Raw genomic sequence first — 18965 nt, 5'->3', positions numbered from 1 at the left:
GTCAATATCCCAAGATTGTAGAAGCAATTTTTGATGCGTTAGCAAGGAAAAGCACAGCTAGGATACTAGAAGCAAACATAACTACGTTGGGGCTAACAACCGAGAAGAAGATGACTCCCATGATGAATACCATCATCATAATTTTTACCAATGGGCCATCAAGTATTTCCACCATATCTTCTGCAGCACTACAGAAAGGAGAACCATTGGTGTTTTCTAGACACTTAGTAGAACTTGGTTGCTCTGGCTCAACGGAAATAGTCTGAGTATTTTCCTCTTGAACTGGTGCTTTCTCTGTATTCTTAGTAATCGTGAGATCTGGTGACGTTTTGACGATTCGAGCTGTCAATTCCGATTTCACCAAGTCTTTCATTATCGAGTCATTAAATCGTGAGTAGGGATTTGATAGGCCGCGTTCAAGCAAAGCCGAAACTAATCCTAAATCTTGTTTGCTGCTCTTACCAATTCCCCAGTAGACAGTACCTGAATCCAGAACATCAGTACCAGTCACGTTCAATGCGTTAGAAACGAATGCCTTTACCACGTCAGATTCAACAAAGCTTGGTAGTGTTGCAATAACATCAGGATCTGGTGTTCGATTGCCACTTAGTACAGCAACTACTTTGTAGACGTTTGTGTCCAACTTGGAAAGCTTCTGTATTACCACTGAACTATCTAGCTCACTGCCTTTAGAAATTGTTGAACAGTTTAAAATAAAGCCAAAATCATCTTTTGAAGTGACTTTGAGAGCACCTGGGCAGAACTCTGGATCAGCATATACAGATAGAATTGGGGGTGGAGCATTTAAGTAATCCACTAAACGGATAGGCTATGTTCCCATTAACTGTTGTTGAATGTGGAACAGCCTGTTTTCGTTAAGGTTTTCTGGTGTATCCATATATCTAAACCAACCAAGGTAATGGTCGAGATATTTTGTGGCTACGCCATGAAATCGTTTTATCCAAAGTTTCAAACGGCTGTGGTACGCATTAACATTTTGAATGTGAAAGACTTTATCTATCACCTTAATGCCGCCAGCCACGTCTAACCGTTTGTGGATTAAGTCATTTTTTTCTGACAGCGCTATATAGGACTTATAGCCATCGCTACACAACACGCTGTCTTTTTCCAGCTTACCAACCAACTCTTTGTGTAGAGCTTCGGTTGTTACATCAGGCAAAATCGCTTCATAGGTGTTTTTGGCTCTGTCTCTGACAGTCAAAACAGGAACCCAATCTTCCTTAGAACGTCCCCGTTTTTGAGCCTTCATTCCTCGTTTATGAGGAGGACGACTCAACTTCTTTGCCCCTTTTTCTGAATACGGGAACAGAGTTTCGTCTGCTTCAATAATGCCTTCAAGCCTGCTGGCTTTTAGCGTTGAAGGTAAAGCCAGAAAACGATGTCGCCATCTGAATGATGTTTTCAGGTTAATCCCACACTCTTTGGCACATTCACGCAACACTTTGCTATCGAGCATACACCGTATGTAATCCAGCCAAAGCTCTTTGTATCTGAGCCTGGCTAGCGGAGTCGCCGTTGTTGCTACAAAGGTTTTACCGCAGTTTTTACAGCGATATCGCTGCATCTTATTTACTTTGCCGTGTCGATTAATCAATGAGCTATGACAGTGTGGACATTCTGGTTTTTCAACCATCCGTTCTTCTAACTCTGATATCAACTGTGAGGTACTATCCGTACCTTTCAGCCACTTCTCTATATAACGAACTTGGCTATCTGTTAGGTTCTCAAGCTCAGTCATCAACTTAGTAAATTGCGCAGGAATCATAAGTAACCCCTCGGTAACTGGATCTATATACAGTGTAGCAACAATTTACGGGAACATAGCCAACGGATAATCCCGGAGAACACAAACGAGAACAGTAGTACATAAACAAGGAACTTCTTGGCGTTAACCAAGTGTTTAGAATTTACTGGGTACTCGTTGAGCAAAAAAACACAATTTTGAACGTATGAGCTGTGCATTGATTCTCTCAAAGTAGTTGGTTGATTGAGAGAATCCTACCTCATAACATTGATTGTTGAAAGTGCAGTAGTTGAAAATCAGCCATTTTCAAAACTACAACACTTAACAATTAGCCTGTGAAGTAATTCATGCAGTAGTAGGTAAACAGTAATACGAAAGCAATGAGAATCCAGCCAATAACTTTAGATAGTCGTGTGCCTCTTGAGTCTTTTTCAGAATCAATGATTCTAATAACGGATGCGCCTATCCAATCAATAAACTCAAGTAAAACGCTCCGCATTAAGAACGTAAAAACCTTGAGTATGCCGCGTATAATGTCATCATCCATAGTTTCACTTCTGTGGTTTGCCAAAAACACTTTCTATAAGCACATCCACCCAACCGAATGGAAAGAGCTTTACCTTTTCCACTTCTGCTTCATTTTGAGAAATTTTGGATGGTTTATTTACATGCTCTTCGAGAGCTTCCTCAAACTGGTTAGGGTTCTTTAAGAGGGTGTAAATAAGGGAGTTTGCGTAAGTGGTGTCACCCTCAAGTTCAAGATTGTTCTTTTCTGCATAGTACTTAGCAACGGCAGCTGATCTGGAGCGTCCAGCGTCACAGTGAACAATGATTTCTCTGATATTAGGTGATTCCTCGATACGCTTGAACATAAGCAAGATTTTGAGAGCGTGAACTTTACGGGCGCAACCGTCAAAATAATTCCAGAAGTCAGCGCCATACTCTGAGATTAGTTCTTCGTCATATGCTGCATCATCAAACCCAATGTGATCAAAGAATCCCCAATCTTCTTTCGGAACTTGAGAATCAACTTCCTGTCCAGCATCGTGAATAGAAATAAGGGCAATAGAATTGTCAGGGACTAGTTTTCTCGCATCTCTGACAGGCATGAATGAAATTTGATGAATCATAATACGCTCCGCATTAAATGTGTGAGCACATAATACACGGAGCGAATAGAAGTTTAAATTAGGAAATGATCAGGTGTGCGCGAGTGTGGAGGCAACTTGGAGCTTTTCTACCACAACACCGTTTGTATTGTAGTGATTAAGGTGTAAGTCATTGCCGTACTGGACTATTTCTACATGACCGGAATCGTCAGGTAGCAGTATCGCTGTTCGGTTACCCAGTTCGCTGTAAGTGAATGACGATTCATTTAAATCTGCCAAACCCTCTGGAAATCGCAAAACACCTTCTACTTCATTTTCTCCGTGGAAGACTGTCATACACTTATCAGTAAGCGATACTTTAAAGTCTAATATACTGGCGACCCACTGATCGCCATTTAAAGTGAATTTATTGTTGTTCAGCATTCTCTAGATTCGCACTGGCATAATTAGTGATTTGCTTGTTACTACCTTTCCAACAGGTGATACACAGCATGACGCATTAGCTTCTGTGAATTCCATTGTTACGTGTTCAGTGTAAATGTGGCTTAGAGCATCAATCAGGTACTTAGGGTTAACACCGAAGTCATAAGTGATTGGGTCGCCAGATGTTTGAGCAGTGATCATGTCCTCACCTAAGCCATCTTCTTCATTATCAATCACAGTTTGTAGCTTAATACCGTTTTCGGTAGTTGAGAGTTTAACTTTAGGGAACTTGTCATCTGTTAGCAAAACAGACACGCGATTTAATACTGATAATAGCTCAAGACGATTAAATTTGATCTTGCTTGCGCATGTCTTAGGGAACATTTTAGAAATATCAGGGAACTTACTATCAATAAGGGCTGTGCGGTAAACAAGACCGCCCCAATTGAATTCAGCTCTTGAACCATTGTAAGCAATAGTAATTTCTTCCGCAGACTCGTTTAGGCGAGTAAAAACTGTCATTGAGTTGTAAGGGAGCAATAGACCCATTTTGTTTACTGCTTCACCTACTTGCATTTTGTTCACGCAAAGGCGGTGACCATCACTCGCGTTAGCGAACAATGCACCACGATTAACGTTAAGGTAAACACCATTCAGATAATGACGCACATCGTTACGACCAGAAGCGTACAGCACGTTGGAAATTAGGCTCATAAACTCTTTAGCAGGAACGGTAAAGGTGCTCTCAACGTCTTTGATGATGTCAACTGTTGGGTAATCGGTTACTGGAATAGTTTTTAGTTGTAGGCGTGATTTACCGCAGCTCAATACTGCACGGTTTTTACCTTGTACTTCTTTGATTTTAACTTGTGTGTTCTTTGGTAGTGCGCGAGTCGCTTGAAACAGTTTCACTGCGTCAACACATAGACTGCCATTGCCTTTTACTTGGATCTCGTCTGTAGCACAAATTCGAGTAAATGACTGGTTGCCGTTAGAACCAGTGATTTGAAGTTGTCCGTTGTTCGCTTCAAGCAACACGAAATCAAATGATGAAATGCCTGTTTGACGGCTATCAGCGTTATTACAAGCGTGACCAACGAAGTTTAGTAGAGCTTGTTGTGAGTTTGATATAAGTTCCATGATTTGCCTCCACAGCATTTTGATAATTCGGGGTGGTTAGCCCGTCTGATATGAAAATATTAAGACACTTGTGAAAACGCGCAACTCTTTAAAACGCTACTTTTTGAAAATAAATTAATAATCATTGTTTCATTTAAAAACAAAGACTTATTATAAAATTCTGTGGGGTGGTGCAATTTCTAGGTAACTGTTCTGATTCAAAAAATTGTAAACTTACGAATTCAATAAATGTTGTGTAAGTGGTACTGGAATGAATACAGAGTTAGACACAAACCGAAACCTTGAAGATCATCTAAACAAACTGATTGCTGGTGGACAACCGGTAGAATTAATTACTGCTCAAATGCTCCATGAAGTAGCTGGCAACTGTACGTTGGAACAATGTGCACGATGGTTGTTGGACTACAAAGAGACAAATGAACTCTCAGTGCGTGTTCAACAACCAGAATGGGTTGGAATGTTTATCGATAAATTGAAAGGGCTGGGGGATCAGATTTGGCCTCTAATCGAAAGTGAAATCCAATCACAGGTAGCGACTCAGGTTAGGGATAGAACTCAGGAGCTAGAAATCGCACAGTCATCTCTAACGGATGCAAATGCGAAACTGGCAGATAGCGCGAAAGTTATTGAGAACCTGGAGCAGAAGCTAACCATCTCTGAACAGGCGAATGGTCAAATTCAAAACTTAATCCAGAATGTTGAATCTGCTAATGAAAAAGCCCTAACTGCTCTAGAAGAAAAAAACCAATTTTTCGAGAATCGCGTCCGGGATCTCGAAGCTAGTCTGGATACCTCCACGCAGCAACTGGCTGAAACACAGGAACAGCTTGCAGAGTCACAAGGTCAGGTAAATACACTAACTGCAGAGTTAGATACCGCTGGTAGGAAAGCAAAAAAACTTGATGAACAGATTGAGAAGCTAACTAATCAGAATTCCGAGTTAGATTCTGAACTGGGGACAAACAAGAACCTGGTGAAAGATCTTAAATCCGAGCTGTCAGCACTTAAGAAAAACCGTAGCCCGGAAGAGAAGAAACTGGAGCGCTTACAGACCAAGACAGAAACACAGAAAACAGAAATAAAAGATCTAACTGACCGTTTGGTACAAGCAGAAGGGACTATAGAGCAATTAGCGAATCAAAACGCTAGACAAGGGGAACAATTAGAGCGGTCTAGCGAAAGGCTCATTTTGGCCTCAGATGCTTGCATGAAGGCTTCCGAAGAGGTTGGGGTGCTACAAGGTAAGCTTGAGGTATATGAAGCACAGAAAGAATCCTAGAGCGTTTAAATCACCTGTATTCATAAACAGGTAATATTGAATTCGAGATAAAAAGTGAAAATCGATTCGTTCAATTAGCTTTATAAAAACAAAAAAAGAAAATAACAATTATTTTTGAATGTGGGTATGTGGGCAGCTTGCTGTCCATATATCCACATTTTTTTTGCGTTGGATATTGTGGGTTATAGCGAAGCGAAATCCACATATCCAAGGACATACATTCTTAAGGATCTTTCTTATGATCTTTCTTAAAAGATCTTATTAGGTTCTGCAATCCCTTATGTATCAATGCTTGTGGCGGTTTTGCCGTGACAGATTGAAGGGTAAACGTGACAGATTGAAGGGGATAAATAGACAATGTGAAGGGGTATTCGTGACAGATTGAAGGGATGGAAACGCGGTTATTCATGGGTTATACACAGGTAAAAAATGGCCTTTAAAGGTTGAGCAGTACTTCAAATTACCAACTTCTAGTATTTGCCTGTCACACACTTTGAGTATTCGTTTTCAATAAATAGCGTTTTATGCTTGCTAATTGATAATTAATTAAATTAGAATTCGTGACTTCTATAATTCAGCTGTCACGAGTTTTATGAATTTGCCAATTAGCGTTAGTCAAAAACAAGCGAAATCCGTTTACCTTAGACAGTCGAACGCACTGACTACGGCAGCGTATACACTCTCACGCAATGAAAAGCGCTTGGTGTACCTTTCTCTGGAAAAAATCTTTAATGGTTCTGTTACAGAAGAACGAGGAAGGTTTGATGTAACTATCAACCACAGTGAGTATGCGCGTGTTTTTGATGAAAGCGATAAAAACATCAGCCGTGACATTGCCAAAGCATCGGCAGCACTGAATAAACGGGAGATAGTCTTCTATGTGCCAAGTGAAGATGCAGATAATGGCGAAAAGGCATTGGATGGACTCAGTTGGACAACCAAACGTTCTGTACGTCCAAAACGCGGAACGACCGTTCTTTCATTCAACGCTGAATTAGTCGACTTACTTCGAGCTGATGGCCGATATACCGGCTATTTCCTCCATGTAGTTGCAAAGCTAAACAACCAATACGCATTGCGATTGTATGAATCTATCCGTCAGTGGGTGACATTGAAACGAAATGCTAAAGACGCCGAAAAAGGGGTTGAGCGTTCGGTCACCTTCGGTATTGACTGGCTTATTAACCGATACGAGCTACCTGCATCATACCAACGCATGTCTGATTTTAGACGCCGATTTCTAATTCCTGCCGTCACTGAAATTCATAACAAGTCCGATATTTGCTTATCGTATGAAGAAAATGCAGCCAAAGGCGGTCGACGTAATTCTATCGTTTCTATCACTTTTCGTTGGATAGAAAAACAAGACCCATTTAAGGATGACTATCTAGGCTTTGAAGATTTCACTGACGTAACAACACCTCCAGTTCGTGATGAACTTGATGATGATGTTTGGGTTGAGCTCGGGTTGGTATATCTGGATTCATTTAGTGAAGAAAGCCAATTGCCCTCAGTTGAATGGGCTATGGACTTCTTAGTTACATATCAAGCTGTACGAGGCGAATCCCCGCCTAAGAAACTTAAAGATTCACTACTCAACTTGGTTGCTTAACCGGGTAGGGACGGCTTTGCCGTGTGTAATACGCTCACTTTTGAGCACATTTGTAATTGGTACCGGGAATCTAGGTGAGAATCCTATGAACTGACGTCGCAGCGGTATTTGATGACGCAGGCTTTGTATCACACTGCAATTCGTTTTTGTGGGAAGTGAAAGTCAGCGGTGAATGGAAAATATTCCTTTCAGATTCATAAGTCCGAAGACCGACCATTTTTATTTTAAACGCGAAGGAAAACACATGAAATACACTTTACTTGCATCTGCTATTGCTACGTTGGTTTCGACATCCGCATTTGCAACTGCAACTGACACCACTGAAACTATTGTTGTTACAGCAAACCGTGTAGAGCAGGGCATCAACGAACAATTGTCTCCAATTGACGTGATCTCAAAAGAACAAATCAAAGACTTAAAGGTTGAGTCTTTAGCAGAATTGTTAAAGCGTCTACCTGGCATTCAAGTGGCCAACAATGGTGGTCCTGGCGCAACAAGTAACTTTTATATCCGCGGTCGTTCAGGACGTAACGTACTTGTGATGATTAACGGTATTCGTGTCGGTAGTTCAACAACAGGTACAGCTAATCTCAATGCATTACCGATCAAGAGTGTTGAACGTATTGAAATCCTTCGTGGACCTCGTGCATCTGTTTATGGTTCTGATGCCGTTAGTGGTGTTATCAACCTGATCACAAGTGAAAAAGGTAGTGATGCAAGCAGTGTGTCAGCGGGTATTGGTTCTAAAGGTCGTCGTGACGCGAACGCGAGTTTAGCGACTTCTTCTGATAACGCATGGTTTAGCGTTTCTGCTAATACACAAAGAGCTGACGGCTATAACGTATTACCAGATAGTACAAACCCGGTGAACACGGATGATGATGGTTACAACAATACATACGCAACCGTAGATGGTGGTTATCAGATTAATGATCAGCTAACAGTTAAGGGTACCGCTTACTATCAAAACGGGAAAAATGATTTTGACAGTGGTTACACTACAGGTGGCGCTGATCAAAGTGAAGACACGACTTACAATCTAGGTCTTGTCACTGAGTACCAAGGTTCAAATCTTCTATCATCGCTGACTGTTGGCCACAACAAAGATAAATCTGAATCGTATGGCAATGGCTCGGATGGTAGCGACATTTCTACCACTCGTAGTGTGATCACTTGGCAGAACAACTACGCCCTAAATGATTCTACGAATTTAATGGCTGGCCTTGAGTACAATAACGAGAAAGTAGACAACGTTAGTATTGATTATGTGGACGATGACCGTCAGACACAATCTGTATACTTTGGTACTTCTAAGTCTGGTGAAGATTATCTGATTGAGGGTAATGTACGTCTGGATGATAGTGATGCATACGGTACATTTACAACATATCAACTTGGTGCAGGTTATGACATCGATGATTCGCACCGTTTAACGGCTATGTACGGTACTTCGTATAAGGCACCTACATTCAACCAGCTATACTGGCCGCGTCAATGTGATGTTTGGGGTTGTTACGAAGGAAACGCGAACTTAGAGCCAGAAGAAGCGCAATCAGGTGAAATCGCACTTGAAGCGAACTATGACTTTGCAGACCTGCGCGTTGCTTACCACCACTCAGAAATCGAGAACATGATTTCTAGTGCGAACTCAAGCCTTGATAACATCGGTAAGGCACAGGTTAAAGGCGTAGAGTTTGTGGCAAGCTTTGACACCTTCGGTATTTATCATGAGGTTTCTTACGACTACCTTGATGCAAAAAACAAAGATTCGGATAAGCAGCTAGTTCGTCGCGCTCGCAACAGTGCTAAGTGGAACATGTCTTACGAAATCTCAGACTTCAAGTTTGATGTAAGCTACTTGTACCAAGGTAAGCGATACAACGATGCATCAAACAAAGTTGAGCTTGGCGGTTATTCACTGACAGACATTGCTATGACGTACCAGATCACTGAGCAACTTTCTTGTGGTGCAAAAGTGGGTAACGTGTTTGATAAAGAATACGAAACAGTTAAAGGCTTCGTAACGCCTGAGCGTAACTACTACGCTAACGTAACCTACGATTTTTAATCTAGGTCACTGATCGACAGGTAGTAAAAAGGGAGCATCATGCTCCCTTTTTTATTGGATTAATAAGTTAGAAACTTTGAATGGTCATTGAAACGAAAGGTATCAATTACGTAGGAACTTTTCATTGGTAAACATGGCCTCGATTGTATCGGCAGGGAATACATAGCTCTTGCCTTTATTAGACCCTTCCACACACGATCCGATAAATGGGTTTTTTCGCGCTCTGGAGTTGAATCCGGTCAATACAAACCACTCGCCATTGCATTTAAACTCACGTTTTATCTTTTCTTCGTTAAGGTATGGGAACGCATATAAATACGATACAAGCGTTTTGTACTCAGGTGATACAACAGTGCCATCTTCTGAGGTGCCAAGCATGGTGATTTTAGCTGTTGCTTTAGAACCATCAGGATCGTAAGACATATTACCTACCTCAATAGTTACACCAGTCTTTCTCTTAATCTCTTCAAACGCTAGGTTAAGTTCTGAACGAAGTGTTTGACACATTTTTTTGTCGATTTTGATTGCAGTCATTTGATTTCTCACAGTGTTTTGGTTAGTTGAGTTTTTATTTTCTGCCAACTTGCTAAACGCGCAACAGGACAAATAGACCCCTTTGAGTAAGGTTGAGTTGAGTGCTCAAAGGGGAGGAAAGGAGTTAGACGCGACCGCGTTTTGGCAATGTCAGTAAAGTACTGCCATTTCTCTGTGTGTATCCCGGCCAGTCATTTTCTTCTAGTGAACGGTGTAGATTTTGAATGTGACGATGGAAGTTTCTCTCAGCAATTTCCCAATCGGCATCTGACAACTCAAACACTTCGCAAATGTCTGCATCTAGATATTCCACAGCAACGAAGGGGAAGACGTTGATTGGGCAGGGTATACCAGCCAATCTACCGACATAGGTGTACATGTAAGCCTGTAGGTCGTACCCAAGGTCACCAAACTGATAGGCAGCCATTAAAGGATTGGCGCTGCGTGTAGTTTTTACATCAGCTGGAACACCATCTTTAGATAACCAGTCGAAACGAACCTTAAGCATCATTCCTGTTTCTGGACATTGAGCAATGACAGACAGTTCAGCGAAGCCATTTTGCAAAATGGTATTTGCCCACTCATGGTTGCGTACTGTTTCACAAGCGCGGTGTGCGTCATCCCAAACAATAGGGTCAATCGGTGTTTTCTCTAGTAACGGTTTCACCTGAACGTCAGTCATGCAATCTACTAGCGAAGGTCGACCCGTAGAGTCAGCTTGTACCTCTAATGCTTTAAGTACAGCTGGCTCACCTGAGTTATCAATTAAGTGACGCTTTTGCTGTTCTTCAAATATAAGTACTGATGGATCAGCTTGTAGGATACGTTCGGTTAGAGCGGCTTTAGTGCCTGACACTGCCAGTTTCAGTTCTTTACACTTCTCTCTAAGGTCGTCAGTAGTGTGTAAGCTGTTCTCATGCTCAACAGGATTAAGTAAGCGATAATAGCGGTCATAGAAGCCCTCTGGCTCTAATATAAGTTCATGTGAGTATGTACCTGCATCGTAGATGCGCTCTGTAGTCTTAGCTGTACGTTTACGGTCGATTTTGTCGATGTAAGCTCGCTTGTAGTGTGCAGGTGACTTTGCGTATTTTTTTACTTGGCTGGAGCTGGTCGCAGGTAGGGAGTGATAAACCTCATTAGGCATATCGGCATAGATGCCAGCCACAAGGTTGCCATTAGCATCGAAGAAATTTGGATTACCTGCTGTGTCATATGCAGGGGTAATTACAAACGGTAAGCCTTCATTAAGCTTCGCAGCCGCAATGTCATCGTCTGTGAAGAAAAAGCCATTACGCGCCACTGTAGTTGGTTGTGGTGCGTGTTGAGATAAGAATGCCTCAACACTAGCCATATGCGCTGCGTCAAACTTATCATCTGTTAGGAAAAGCCCGTTCATAAATAAACCCTTAATTCGTAATTACTCAACTCAGGGATTATTCTCAGGTATGTTACGGATCGCGCAATCACGTAGATTGCGAAAAAGTGCGGTGGTAGTGAGTGGGGTAGTGGTAATGGCGATTGAAACAACCGCCACTACGGATGCAATCTGATCTAATCAGTGAAGCCTAAAGACACCTTTTCTTCTTCCTCTGGCTCCAATAACAGAGCGTCGTAGAAGCCATGCTCTTTGAACCAGTCAATTGTAGAGCCATCAATTTCAGGCTCAAGCATTAAGCTACCCGTCGTTTGCAAATAGAGAAGGTTCACGAGAATAGCTTTATCGATGTCGCTAAACGTTTCCGTCTTTTGAATTAGCTGATGTGAGAACGATGCGTTGTTCATGGTCAATATCCTTAAGTCATTAGGTTATTAACAAGAGTAAGGCGAGTTAGAAAACGCGAAAGGGTATAAAAAAGCCCAGTTCAATGGCTGGGCTAAGTTAGGTTAATTATCCAAAGAGATTACTGTGTCCACCTCTCTGTTTGTGCTCAACATTAGAGTTAGGTTAGTGGCCAACCTGCTTTTATCATTGTCACTGAGCTTAATATCATCTTCTTCCGAAAGATTTCGTACAGCGTTGGCAGCGATCTTTACGATACCGGTTGTTAGTTCTCGTTTGGCTTTTACAACCATTTTTGCCTGCTGAGCCTGGGTCATTGCCGCCGCGATTTCTGGCGCGTAACCCATTTTATTAAAACTCACATCGATGGCTTCAAGACCATACTTGGTAACGTCTTCATTGATAGACTTGATGATCTCTTTTGAAATTTCATCTGTTGATTGGGTTAGTGTGGCAATTGTACCTGCATCGGCTTTTTCCCTATCTCCATCTATCTCAGAATCTTTATCATCACCAAACTCAGCGACGTGCTCATACGGATACTTCCCAGCAACGTTGCGGATATTACCTTCAACTTGAGAACTGAAAAATTCATCAAAATCATCCAGTTCATAAACTACCAACTCGGGGTTAGCTACTCTCCAACTTACTACCGCTGAAAGCGTAATCAGACTACCGTTAGCATCATTTATTTTTAGGACATCAGTCTCAAAGTTTTTTACCCGATAATTCAGAAGAGTTGTTGAAAAGAAAGGGTTAATCCAGTGAAGTCCCTCTTTCTTAAATACGCCTAAAGGCGTTCCGAAAAGCTGTACAACACGAACCTCTTTGGGGCCGAGAGTTTTCAGCCCAATAAGACAAAAGAATGCCAGAACACCAAGAGGGATGCTGAACCATCGATATGGAGTTGTTTCCGTATATCTGGTAGCAAGGCTATAACTGGAAACGGACTGTACCGTTTTAGTTCCAATCACGCCAAAGCCAATCATGAGAGCAGAGAAGACGATAAAGCAGATGATAAATAGCATCAAATAGCCGTTAATCGAAAAAATTTCTTTAGACGGTACTTGCACATTAACAGCAGATTCGCTGGTGGATTCTGTCATTGGTGATCCCTATTTTGAAAGTTGTTGTGTAACTGAGAGTAATCAAGCTTCTTTGAACAATGGAACAAGGCACTTGTAAGTTCTAAACGCCAGCAGACCAAGCATGCCAAGGCATAAAATTCCGAACATTTGAATAACAGCTAATGCGATATGACCAGCCATTACCGGATTCTGGGCAATGTATTCAACCGTTGGATAGACCATTTCATTGAGCTGATATTGGATGAATGTAGCTCCAAACATCATAGGTATTCCGAGAGACATGATTAATGTGCAGTATTTACATGTCGAGGTAAGGTGGCTGTAGTAGTGTCTAGCTGTTGCCGGGGCGCCGCGGCCAAATAGCCAACCAGTTATCCAAATGATGATTAGTAGGGGGATAAAAAACAGCTGTATTTGTGAAAGCAATATGCCTCCAGTACAGAGCAAGGTGTACATCAAACCTATCGAAATTTTATGTTGTTTCATTCATCCTCAAAGCTATGCTGTGAATCGATATAATCTAGCGATTGTACAATATTTAATTTTTAAAAACGCTAAATTTTGAATGTGAAGGAATATGAACGCCATATTTGATGGCGTCCAATGAAAGTTATTAGTTGGGTAAGTCCGGTAAGACGCGGGTTAAATTATGTGAGGCTTTTTGCATTAAGTAGTCCGGTAGTTCTAATTCTTTTATAGCTCCAGCCATTCTGTTTGGCAGTTGTGAATCGATTTGAGAAATCATCACTCCCGACAAGCATATGCCTGCAAGTCTTGGGTGACCGTTATTGTCCTGCCTAGCACGCTTAGCAATGCTAGCGGAAGGGTGATCATACCAATTGGATAGGTTTGGGTTCTTAAACCAAATCAGTCCGTCCGTATCGATGAAGACCTTATCAATCATGCTGCGTCTCCCTCTACGGGTGCATATTTGCCGGCATTAGTGATAATCACGTCGGCTAATTCAAATTGATCGTTCCATGACGCGTTACAGCAAGGACAACTAACAGCCATCTTCCCTTTAGAGGCTACCTTCAAAAATTCATCGCAATTCAAACCTAAACCTGAACCATCCATATTGTCGTATTGGCAAATAACGCAAGCTTGGCCATGAGACAGGTATCGCTCTTCTTGAAGAGGGCTTAAGGCCTTAATGTTCAGCTTACCTGGCTCAAGAAGTTTCACAGCTGATAATACGTATTGATTATTCCATTCTGCGAAGCAATGTGAGCATTGGCAGTCTTGGGACACAGATGTATCTCCGAAGTCGGGTTCGTCGTGCTCGATCGAGCTGTCTGAACATATGGGGCAGATGTCACCACCGTGTTCGATAAATTCCATTTTCTGAGTATCAGTTAATTGCATTTTTTAGCCCTCATTTAGTGATATTTCAAATTTTCACCCATAAGTAAAATCGCGCAATATCAATCTGATACGGTATTATCGTGACATATTGAAGGGTGTTTGTTTGTGGTGACAAATTGAAGGATATGGAAAAGCAGGGAGAATGGATCGAGGGAATAAAAGCTTGAATAGCTTGCTGGTGGAACAGGGATGGAGAATTGTTTTAAGGGCGGCGCAGCCATATAGCTGCACCATCAATTAAACGTATCTTACGGCGGCAGTAACGCCATCGAACTGGGTACCCGTAAGATTGAGCCGCATCCGACTAATTAAGTTACTGACCGCGTTAAATAAGTCACTGGCTTCTCGGGGTTCACAAAACATACAAAATGTATCGCCTTCAAACCTTGAGCTAATTTCTCTATTAACCGATAACAGGGATAGGGCCTCTTGGATGTTCTTTTCATTTACGGTTTTCTCCGTCGCGGCATAATTTTCAAAAGTGATTTTGGCCGTGAACGGCATGTTTGCTTTTGCACGATTAGCCGCGACTTTCTGCGGGTTATAAACGTAAGCCGCGTATAACACATATGGTTGGGCTGACTCAGGCGTTACAACGACCGCATAAACCACGTCAGAACTAACCATAAAATCTTGGGTCAAGGCTTCTTCGGCGTCCAAACGACAGGTGAACGTTTTGTCATTAATCACTTGAAAAGTTGATGATGGGCCTAGTGCCTGAACGCCCGTTTTTGAACAGACCTTATTCATTCGTGATACACGAAATAAAGCATGTTCCTTATCAGTAATCTCCAGAGAATCTCCAGTTATAGGAACATCTATGGTGTGAACGTCCATAAAGCCATTAACATTTAAATGGTTGATATTAAGTTCATACATCACACTTTTCCTCTTGAACAATTTTTCTGAATTGGACCAAACCACCTTGATCAAAGAAAAACTGGAGCCCGGCAGCTCGACATCTCCGGTTAAGTTCAGTCTCTTGCTTTTCCGTATTAGCAAATGACTGTAGCTGGTCAACAACCCGACCTGGGCTCAAGTGACCAAGCTTTTCAGATGCACTCATTTCTTGTTCAGACATGCACGGTACATCTTTTAAGCTTCGTAGAATTTTGTAAGCATCATTACGTGGAATTTTACGGGCTATCATATGTCTACTCTCACTCTGATAGTATTTGGCCTGCTGAGCAGGCCATCTTTTTTAAGCCAATTTCAAACCTGTCCAGAAGGAGTCATCTACTGCTGGTTCTTCTTCAATGACGATTTCAGGTATAGATGGAACCATTTGGGGCGCTGGTGTGCCTTTAACAACTTCATTAGGGCTTGTTTCTCGCATTAACGAGTAGGCATCACGATTACTAAAGCGCTTAGAGGAAACTAACTCTTGGCCTTTAGCCAATGCAGATTCAAAGACAGAAAAAGTGTCTACGTCTCGCGGTTTACTATTGGTACCGATTCGGCCATAACGACGTGTAACAGCAAATGAATCTATACCGCGTTGGACAATCGAAACCTCATAGAACTTATGCTTGTTCTCTGAACTGTTCGTGTGTTCAAGGTACCACTGGTAAACAACCTGTTCTTTCATGAATATATCCCCAATTCGTTTTGATTTTTATATGGTTGCACACTCCGAATATCGCGCAAATGCACGCTTAGACGCCCATGCCGAAACACGTACAGGTAGCATGTAGCAATAGACTGAACAGATTATTGCAAACCCGGTAAGGAGCATTAGTTCGGTCAAAGCCTGGCTGAACTGCAATTCTCCAGTCAGGTAGTTGGAGAAATGTCGAAAAGTAGGGGTTAAGACAGTATCAACACTCTGGGCGATCGACACTGACATCGAGACTATCGATAGAAAGATCCACGGTGTTTTGGAAATACTTTCAGTTGGACGGTTTTGATGTTTATAGGCACACATCAGGCCGATAAGCGACCAAAGTAAATAATTAATGGCAGTAAGCATTGTTGTCTCCAACGTAGTTAAATTTTACCCGTAACGGGTGCATGAATTTCATTTCTGTTTGTTCTTGATGTCTTCTATGGGACGTCAATGGTGTCTTCTGTGACATCAGAAACCGCGGCCACACTCTGTGCCCAGAAGGGCTTTTGGCAAAAAAAGTTCTCTGCGACTTCAATTAAGTCTCCGTAGACATCTTTATGAGGTCGAAATACGCATGTAGATCTTGTTGTAATCTTCGTGCGAGCAACACATCCAAGGTTCTATGCCATTAGGTGTTTCAGCCATCAACATCCGGTACCGACTGCCAATTTTGAACGACAGCACTTTTCGATTAATCGTCAGTCGTTTCGCTTCAAATTCACCAGTTGGTGTTCCAGAAGCAATTTGCTGAGTAATGTTTCTGGCCTTCTTTGCTATCTCGGGTGGCATCCCTGATAAGCTCTTCTTAAAAGTTCGCGGTAAATTGCCAATTTTTATTGATAGGTGTTTGCCCATTTTTCATTCTCCAGTTCGTTTCAACATTTAAGGTGTGGCGCCGGGTTACAGGAATTTTCCTGATACATGGTTTCCGTGTTGATCGCAGGGATAACCATCCGAATCCATGTCGAAATGCATTTCACCGCACTCCCAACAACTGATGGTTGAATTGAACTGGTAGATGTCACCCGTAGACGCGTGAAAATCCTGGCTGGTTCTACTGCCAATTTCAGCAAGCTTTGCCATGTCCAATGAGCTCACGTCTTGAGGAAGATCGTCGTTTATTGCAAGAGCGGTAATTGCTCGCTTAACCAGTGACAATAAGAAGGCATCTTGACTTTGTTGAATCGCTAAGCGCTTACACCAAAGCTTTGTTAAAGCACCAATTGAAGTGCCGTCTAGCTCTTCGTCGAGTACAAATATTGAAGCTGGGATCGCTTCATCAACATCTGCGCTTTGCGGGAGGGATACAGAGCATCCTTCAATTGCTTCTATAAGCATATCGATGGTGCCATTGAATTCGCCAGTTGCGGCAACCACGTTGGCCAACTGGTGAGGAAGAGCGTTGCGTAGTATTTGTGGTACATTTTGCATATTTAAAATCTCAGTCGTTTGTTATCTGATATTTCAAATACTGCGGTCAAAACGAGATCGCGCAACTCCCTGGGCAGATACTAAAAGAGCCGCGTAATTGCAGCTCTTTTATCAAATAGAAGTTGGTATTAATTCGTCACTCTAAAAGTAGCTATTTCGGAAAACCTAACTGTAGACTCTGTGTATTTGCCTGACGGTGAGCTAAAACCGCTTGAGCCGCAATAGTAGGATGGTAAGTTGTTACCGTATAAACGTTCTCCGGTACCATTTGAACCAAGCACATAAGCCGATAGATATTTTGCAGCATGACTAGCCATGCCGGTTGCATTAAAGCCGGGGTTCCCGCATTGAGATTGCTCGGACGAAGTGACGCCCCACGGTACAATTATAACGTTAGCGTTTGTTTTTTTTACTCGATCTAAAGTACCTGTGATATTGCCTTGACCTGGCACGTAGGCATCCGCACAAACGAGTAAGGTTGTTTGGCCAAAATCCGTCTTGACCGTTTTTAAGTCTTCGACTTTTCCTGGTGTGTAACTGCATTTTGTTTTGTTTAGGTATCGTTTGCAGTTATCGGGGTCAAACGCATTACCTAATACGTTCACTTTGCGATGATGGAGAACTATTTCTCCATCAGGATTAATGAGTATTCCACTATCATAGACGTTATAAGCTCCGGGTAAACTGCCTGCTCCAGCGCGCTCAGCTCTCTCTGCAAGGCCAACGGCAACCCAAATATTTAAGCTAGATGCAATCTGGGCAAACTTCTCACTGTATTTTCCGGGTATTGGTTCTGCCTGCATAAATGCATTGGGATTTAGCCAGCCAAAAACAGAGCTCTCAGGGAAAATGACCAGTTCGGCGCCAGCGGCTTTGGCGCGAGAGGCAAGAAGCTTCATTTTGAAGAAATTACCTACGTCAGATGATTTGAGTTGAACCGCGGAAAACGTAAATGGTTTTGCTGGTGGTTCGGGCGAAGCGTTTGTCATGTTAGCGAATAGCATTACAGCACCGCACAAAAGAAGTCTGATTCTCATTTATTCACTTAAATTTGTTGTCCATAAATTTCAATCATTGTTGAATAGCCTTAGTCCCTCGGATGCGTTCTTTCCCTCTGCCGTTGCAACTGCCACACGGAGGCGAACCATTAGAGTCATAATACCCACTGCCATTGCAGGAAGTGCACGGAACTAGTATCCAACCATAAATAAACCGGAAGTAATATTCTTTTCTCGATGCCTTTCTTTCGTGAAACGTAGTCAAAACCATTTTCCTTTTAATTTAGTGTCTGGAGAAACTTTGTTGTTACTGCGAAGGCATAATCGATCGAGCTTTCCAACAGTTCATGATTTAGTTGTTCACCCGCTTCACTTAACTTGTGATCAAGTGCAGAAATGAAGTTTTTTACTGTCAGAGATTTCAAATCGTCGTTACAAACCGGCAATTTAATATATCGGCCGGCGCAATTGATTTTTAGCACGTGGTCGTTATCAGTAGATGACCATTCTTTATTGAACTTATTACAGCCTGATTCGCGTAACTTTCTATTAATGAATGGCAGATGACTACTCTCAATGGATTCAAGTACGGTAGCAACCTTAGTCACGGATGCAGCTACATCCAACGCGTGTTGAGTTCTCTGGTTTTCAATGTCCTGATCGCGTTTGACCATAGCGGCTTGAACGTCGGTGATTGAAACGCGGCCACCGATCAAATCGGAAAATGTAGGCAATGCCGAACGGCTTGAATAACCAAACTCAAT

At 42.1% G+C, this 18965-nt stretch carries 23 protein-coding genes and 1 riboswitch; of the genes, 3 read left to right on the top strand and 20 right to left on the bottom strand.

The genetic code is table 11. From position 1 onward, the window contains the following. Position 1: 1 nt before the first annotated feature. The 6 genes from R7Q39_RS28395 to dnaN all read right to left on the bottom strand — a co-directional run bounded on the left by R7Q39_RS28395 (position 2) and on the right by dnaN (position 4437). Complete coding sequence (locus R7Q39_RS28395) at positions 2-817, bottom strand: hypothetical protein (RefSeq protein ID WP_258718595.1); 816 nt, start codon at positions 815-817, stop codon at positions 2-4. A 12-nt stretch (positions 818-829) separates the two neighbouring features. After that, the gene (locus tag R7Q39_RS28390) at positions 830-1786 is read right to left on the bottom strand and encodes an IS1595 family transposase (RefSeq protein WP_225477889.1); all 957 of its coding nucleotides are present in this window, start codon (positions 1784-1786) and stop codon (positions 830-832) included. Positions 1787-2093: 307 nt separating this feature from the next. After that, positions 2094-2336 (bottom strand): hypothetical protein, encoded by a 243-nt coding sequence (locus R7Q39_RS28385; protein ID WP_318077167.1) that lies wholly within the window; start codon positions 2334-2336, stop codon positions 2094-2096. Then, entirely contained in the window at positions 2317-2895 is a 579-nt protein-coding gene (locus tag R7Q39_RS28380; protein WP_225477887.1) for a hypothetical protein, read from the bottom strand. Before R7Q39_RS28380 ends, R7Q39_RS28385 begins: the two co-directional genes overlap by 20 nt. 69 nt (positions 2896-2964) lie before the next feature. Then, positions 2965-3297, bottom strand: coding sequence for a hypothetical protein (locus R7Q39_RS28375; protein WP_225477886.1), 333 nt, complete (start codon positions 3295-3297; stop codon positions 2965-2967). Positions 3298-3300: 3 nt separating this feature from the next. After that, complete coding sequence (gene dnaN / locus R7Q39_RS28370) at positions 3301-4437, bottom strand: DNA polymerase III subunit beta (RefSeq protein WP_053409801.1); 1137 nt, start codon at positions 4435-4437, stop codon at positions 3301-3303. A gap of 250 nt (positions 4438-4687) precedes the next feature. Here dnaN and R7Q39_RS28365 point away from each other — a divergent pair, with 250 nt between their 5' ends. From R7Q39_RS28365 to R7Q39_RS28355, 3 genes are all read left to right on the top strand, one after another. Further along, entirely contained in the window at positions 4688-5716 is a 1029-nt protein-coding gene (locus R7Q39_RS28365) for a hypothetical protein (protein WP_225477883.1), read from the top strand. A gap of 592 nt (positions 5717-6308) precedes the next feature. Continuing rightward, on the top strand, positions 6309-7328 hold the full coding sequence (locus R7Q39_RS28360; RefSeq protein WP_225477881.1) for a RepB family plasmid replication initiator protein: 1020 nt from the start codon (positions 6309-6311) through the stop codon (positions 7326-7328). A gap of 40 nt (positions 7329-7368) precedes the next feature. Beyond that, a riboswitch (cobalamin riboswitch) is annotated at positions 7369-7561 on the top strand. Between the two features lie 11 nt (positions 7562-7572). Further along, positions 7573-9396: a TonB-dependent receptor domain-containing protein gene (locus R7Q39_RS28355; protein WP_225477879.1), complete on the top strand. Its 1824-nt coding sequence runs from the start codon at positions 7573-7575 to the stop codon at positions 9394-9396. A 102-nt stretch (positions 9397-9498) separates the two neighbouring features. On the opposite strand, the gene R7Q39_RS28350 is transcribed toward R7Q39_RS28355, so the two are convergent. The 14 genes from R7Q39_RS28350 to R7Q39_RS28285 all read right to left on the bottom strand — a co-directional run. Beyond that, entirely contained in the window at positions 9499-9930 is a 432-nt protein-coding gene (locus tag R7Q39_RS28350; RefSeq protein WP_225477877.1) for a hypothetical protein, read from the bottom strand. A gap of 124 nt (positions 9931-10054) precedes the next feature. Beyond that, positions 10055-11329: a PD-(D/E)XK nuclease-like domain-containing protein gene (locus R7Q39_RS28345; RefSeq protein ID WP_225477875.1), complete on the bottom strand. Its 1275-nt coding sequence runs from the start codon at positions 11327-11329 to the stop codon at positions 10055-10057. Between the two features lie 155 nt (positions 11330-11484). Continuing rightward, a complete protein-coding gene (locus R7Q39_RS28340; protein WP_053409807.1) occupies positions 11485-11715 on the bottom strand; it encodes a hypothetical protein in 231 nt (76 codons plus the stop codon). A 102-nt stretch (positions 11716-11817) separates the two neighbouring features. Then, positions 11818-12819, bottom strand: coding sequence for an SPFH domain-containing protein (locus tag R7Q39_RS28335; protein WP_225477873.1), 1002 nt, complete (start codon positions 12817-12819; stop codon positions 11818-11820). Positions 12820-12861: 42 nt separating this feature from the next. Continuing rightward, positions 12862-13065 carry a hypothetical protein gene (locus R7Q39_RS28330; protein WP_318077166.1) on the bottom strand — a complete coding sequence of 68 codons (204 nt, stop codon included), beginning with the start codon at positions 13063-13065 and terminating at the stop codon, positions 12862-12864. Between the two features lie 349 nt (positions 13066-13414). Beyond that, positions 13415-13705 (bottom strand): hypothetical protein, encoded by a 291-nt coding sequence (locus tag R7Q39_RS28325; protein ID WP_053409810.1) that lies wholly within the window; start codon positions 13703-13705, stop codon positions 13415-13417. After that, entirely contained in the window at positions 13702-14166 is a 465-nt protein-coding gene (locus tag R7Q39_RS28320) for a hypothetical protein (RefSeq protein WP_225477869.1), read from the bottom strand. The genes R7Q39_RS28325 and R7Q39_RS28320 overlap by 4 nt, the downstream gene beginning before the upstream one ends. A gap of 237 nt (positions 14167-14403) precedes the next feature. Continuing rightward, entirely contained in the window at positions 14404-15045 is a 642-nt protein-coding gene (locus tag R7Q39_RS28315; protein WP_053409812.1) for a hypothetical protein, read from the bottom strand. Continuing rightward, positions 15038-15316: a hypothetical protein gene (locus R7Q39_RS28310; RefSeq protein WP_053409813.1), complete on the bottom strand. Its 279-nt coding sequence runs from the start codon at positions 15314-15316 to the stop codon at positions 15038-15040. The genes R7Q39_RS28315 and R7Q39_RS28310 overlap by 8 nt, the downstream gene beginning before the upstream one ends. Before the next feature lie 51 nt (positions 15317-15367). Then, positions 15368-15754 (bottom strand): WGR domain-containing protein, encoded by a 387-nt coding sequence (locus R7Q39_RS28305; protein ID WP_225477867.1) that lies wholly within the window; start codon positions 15752-15754, stop codon positions 15368-15370. A 573-nt stretch (positions 15755-16327) separates the two neighbouring features. Beyond that, positions 16328-16561 carry a hypothetical protein gene (locus R7Q39_RS28300; RefSeq protein WP_169780636.1) on the bottom strand — a complete coding sequence of 78 codons (234 nt, stop codon included), beginning with the start codon at positions 16559-16561 and terminating at the stop codon, positions 16328-16330. 111 nt (positions 16562-16672) lie between these two features. Then, a complete protein-coding gene (locus tag R7Q39_RS28295; protein ID WP_225477865.1) occupies positions 16673-17203 on the bottom strand; it encodes a hypothetical protein in 531 nt (176 codons plus the stop codon). A 128-nt stretch (positions 17204-17331) separates the two neighbouring features. Next, the gene (locus R7Q39_RS28290) at positions 17332-18240 is read right to left on the bottom strand and encodes a carbon-nitrogen hydrolase family protein (protein WP_225477862.1); all 909 of its coding nucleotides are present in this window, start codon (positions 18238-18240) and stop codon (positions 17332-17334) included. Positions 18241-18479: 239 nt separating this feature from the next. Then, positions 18480-18965 (bottom strand): hypothetical protein (locus R7Q39_RS28285; protein ID WP_318077165.1); only part of this gene is annotated, 486 nt, incomplete at its 5' end.

Source organism: Vibrio sp. 947, assembly GCF_033339115.1.
Taxonomy (GTDB): Bacteria; Pseudomonadota; Gammaproteobacteria; order Enterobacterales; family Vibrionaceae; genus Vibrio; species Vibrio alginolyticus.
Note: the sequence above shows the minus strand (reverse complement) of the source record. Positions and strands in the feature narration are given on the sequence as shown.

Bases quoted from the DNA above. Each gene is read 5' to 3' on its own strand.
- R7Q39_RS28315 (WP_053409812.1), bottom strand. From the start codon at position 15,045: ATGTATGAACTTAATATCAACCATTTAAATGTTAATGGCTTTATGGAC.
- R7Q39_RS28330 (WP_318077166.1), bottom strand. From the start codon at position 13,065: ATGATGTTTGGAGCTACATTCATCCAATATCAGCTCAATGAAATGGTC.
- R7Q39_RS28340 (WP_053409807.1), bottom strand. From the start codon at position 11,715: ATGAACAACGCATCGTTCTCACATCAGCTAATTCAAAAGACGGAAACG.
- R7Q39_RS28305 (WP_225477867.1), bottom strand. From the start codon at position 15,754: ATGAAAGAACAGGTTGTTTACCAGTGGTACCTTGAACACACGAACAGT.
- R7Q39_RS28345 (WP_225477875.1), bottom strand. From the start codon at position 11,329: ATGAACGGGCTTTTCCTAACAGATGATAAGTTTGACGCAGCGCATATG.
- R7Q39_RS28390 (WP_225477889.1), bottom strand. From the start codon at position 1,786: ATGATTCCTGCGCAATTTACTAAGTTGATGACTGAGCTTGAGAACCTA.
- R7Q39_RS28360 (WP_225477881.1), top strand. From the start codon at position 6,309: ATGAATTTGCCAATTAGCGTTAGTCAAAAACAAGCGAAATCCGTTTAC.
- R7Q39_RS28320 (WP_225477869.1), bottom strand. From the start codon at position 14,166: ATGCAATTAACTGATACTCAGAAAATGGAATTTATCGAACACGGTGGT.
- R7Q39_RS28375 (WP_225477886.1), bottom strand. From the start codon at position 3,297: ATGCTGAACAACAATAAATTCACTTTAAATGGCGATCAGTGGGTCGCC.
- R7Q39_RS28350 (WP_225477877.1), bottom strand. From the start codon at position 9,930: ATGACTGCAATCAAAATCGACAAAAAAATGTGTCAAACACTTCGTTCA.
- R7Q39_RS28380 (WP_225477887.1), bottom strand. From the start codon at position 2,895: ATGATTCATCAAATTTCATTCATGCCTGTCAGAGATGCGAGAAAACTA.
- R7Q39_RS28355 (WP_225477879.1), top strand. From the start codon at position 7,573: ATGAAATACACTTTACTTGCATCTGCTATTGCTACGTTGGTTTCGACA.
- R7Q39_RS28335 (WP_225477873.1), bottom strand. From the start codon at position 12,819: ATGACAGAATCCACCAGCGAATCTGCTGTTAATGTGCAAGTACCGTCT.
- R7Q39_RS28310 (WP_053409813.1), bottom strand. From the start codon at position 15,316: ATGATAGCCCGTAAAATTCCACGTAATGATGCTTACAAAATTCTACGA.
- dnaN (WP_053409801.1), bottom strand. From the start codon at position 4,437: ATGGAACTTATATCAAACTCACAACAAGCTCTACTAAACTTCGTTGGT.
- R7Q39_RS28290 (WP_225477862.1), bottom strand. From the start codon at position 18,240: ATGAGAATCAGACTTCTTTTGTGCGGTGCTGTAATGCTATTCGCTAAC.
- R7Q39_RS28300 (WP_169780636.1), bottom strand. From the start codon at position 16,561: ATGCCACCCGAGATAGCAAAGAAGGCCAGAAACATTACTCAGCAAATT.
- R7Q39_RS28325 (WP_053409810.1), bottom strand. From the start codon at position 13,705: ATGATTGATAAGGTCTTCATCGATACGGACGGACTGATTTGGTTTAAG.
- R7Q39_RS28295 (WP_225477865.1), bottom strand. From the start codon at position 17,203: ATGCAAAATGTACCACAAATACTACGCAACGCTCTTCCTCACCAGTTG.
- R7Q39_RS28365 (WP_225477883.1), top strand. From the start codon at position 4,688: ATGAATACAGAGTTAGACACAAACCGAAACCTTGAAGATCATCTAAAC.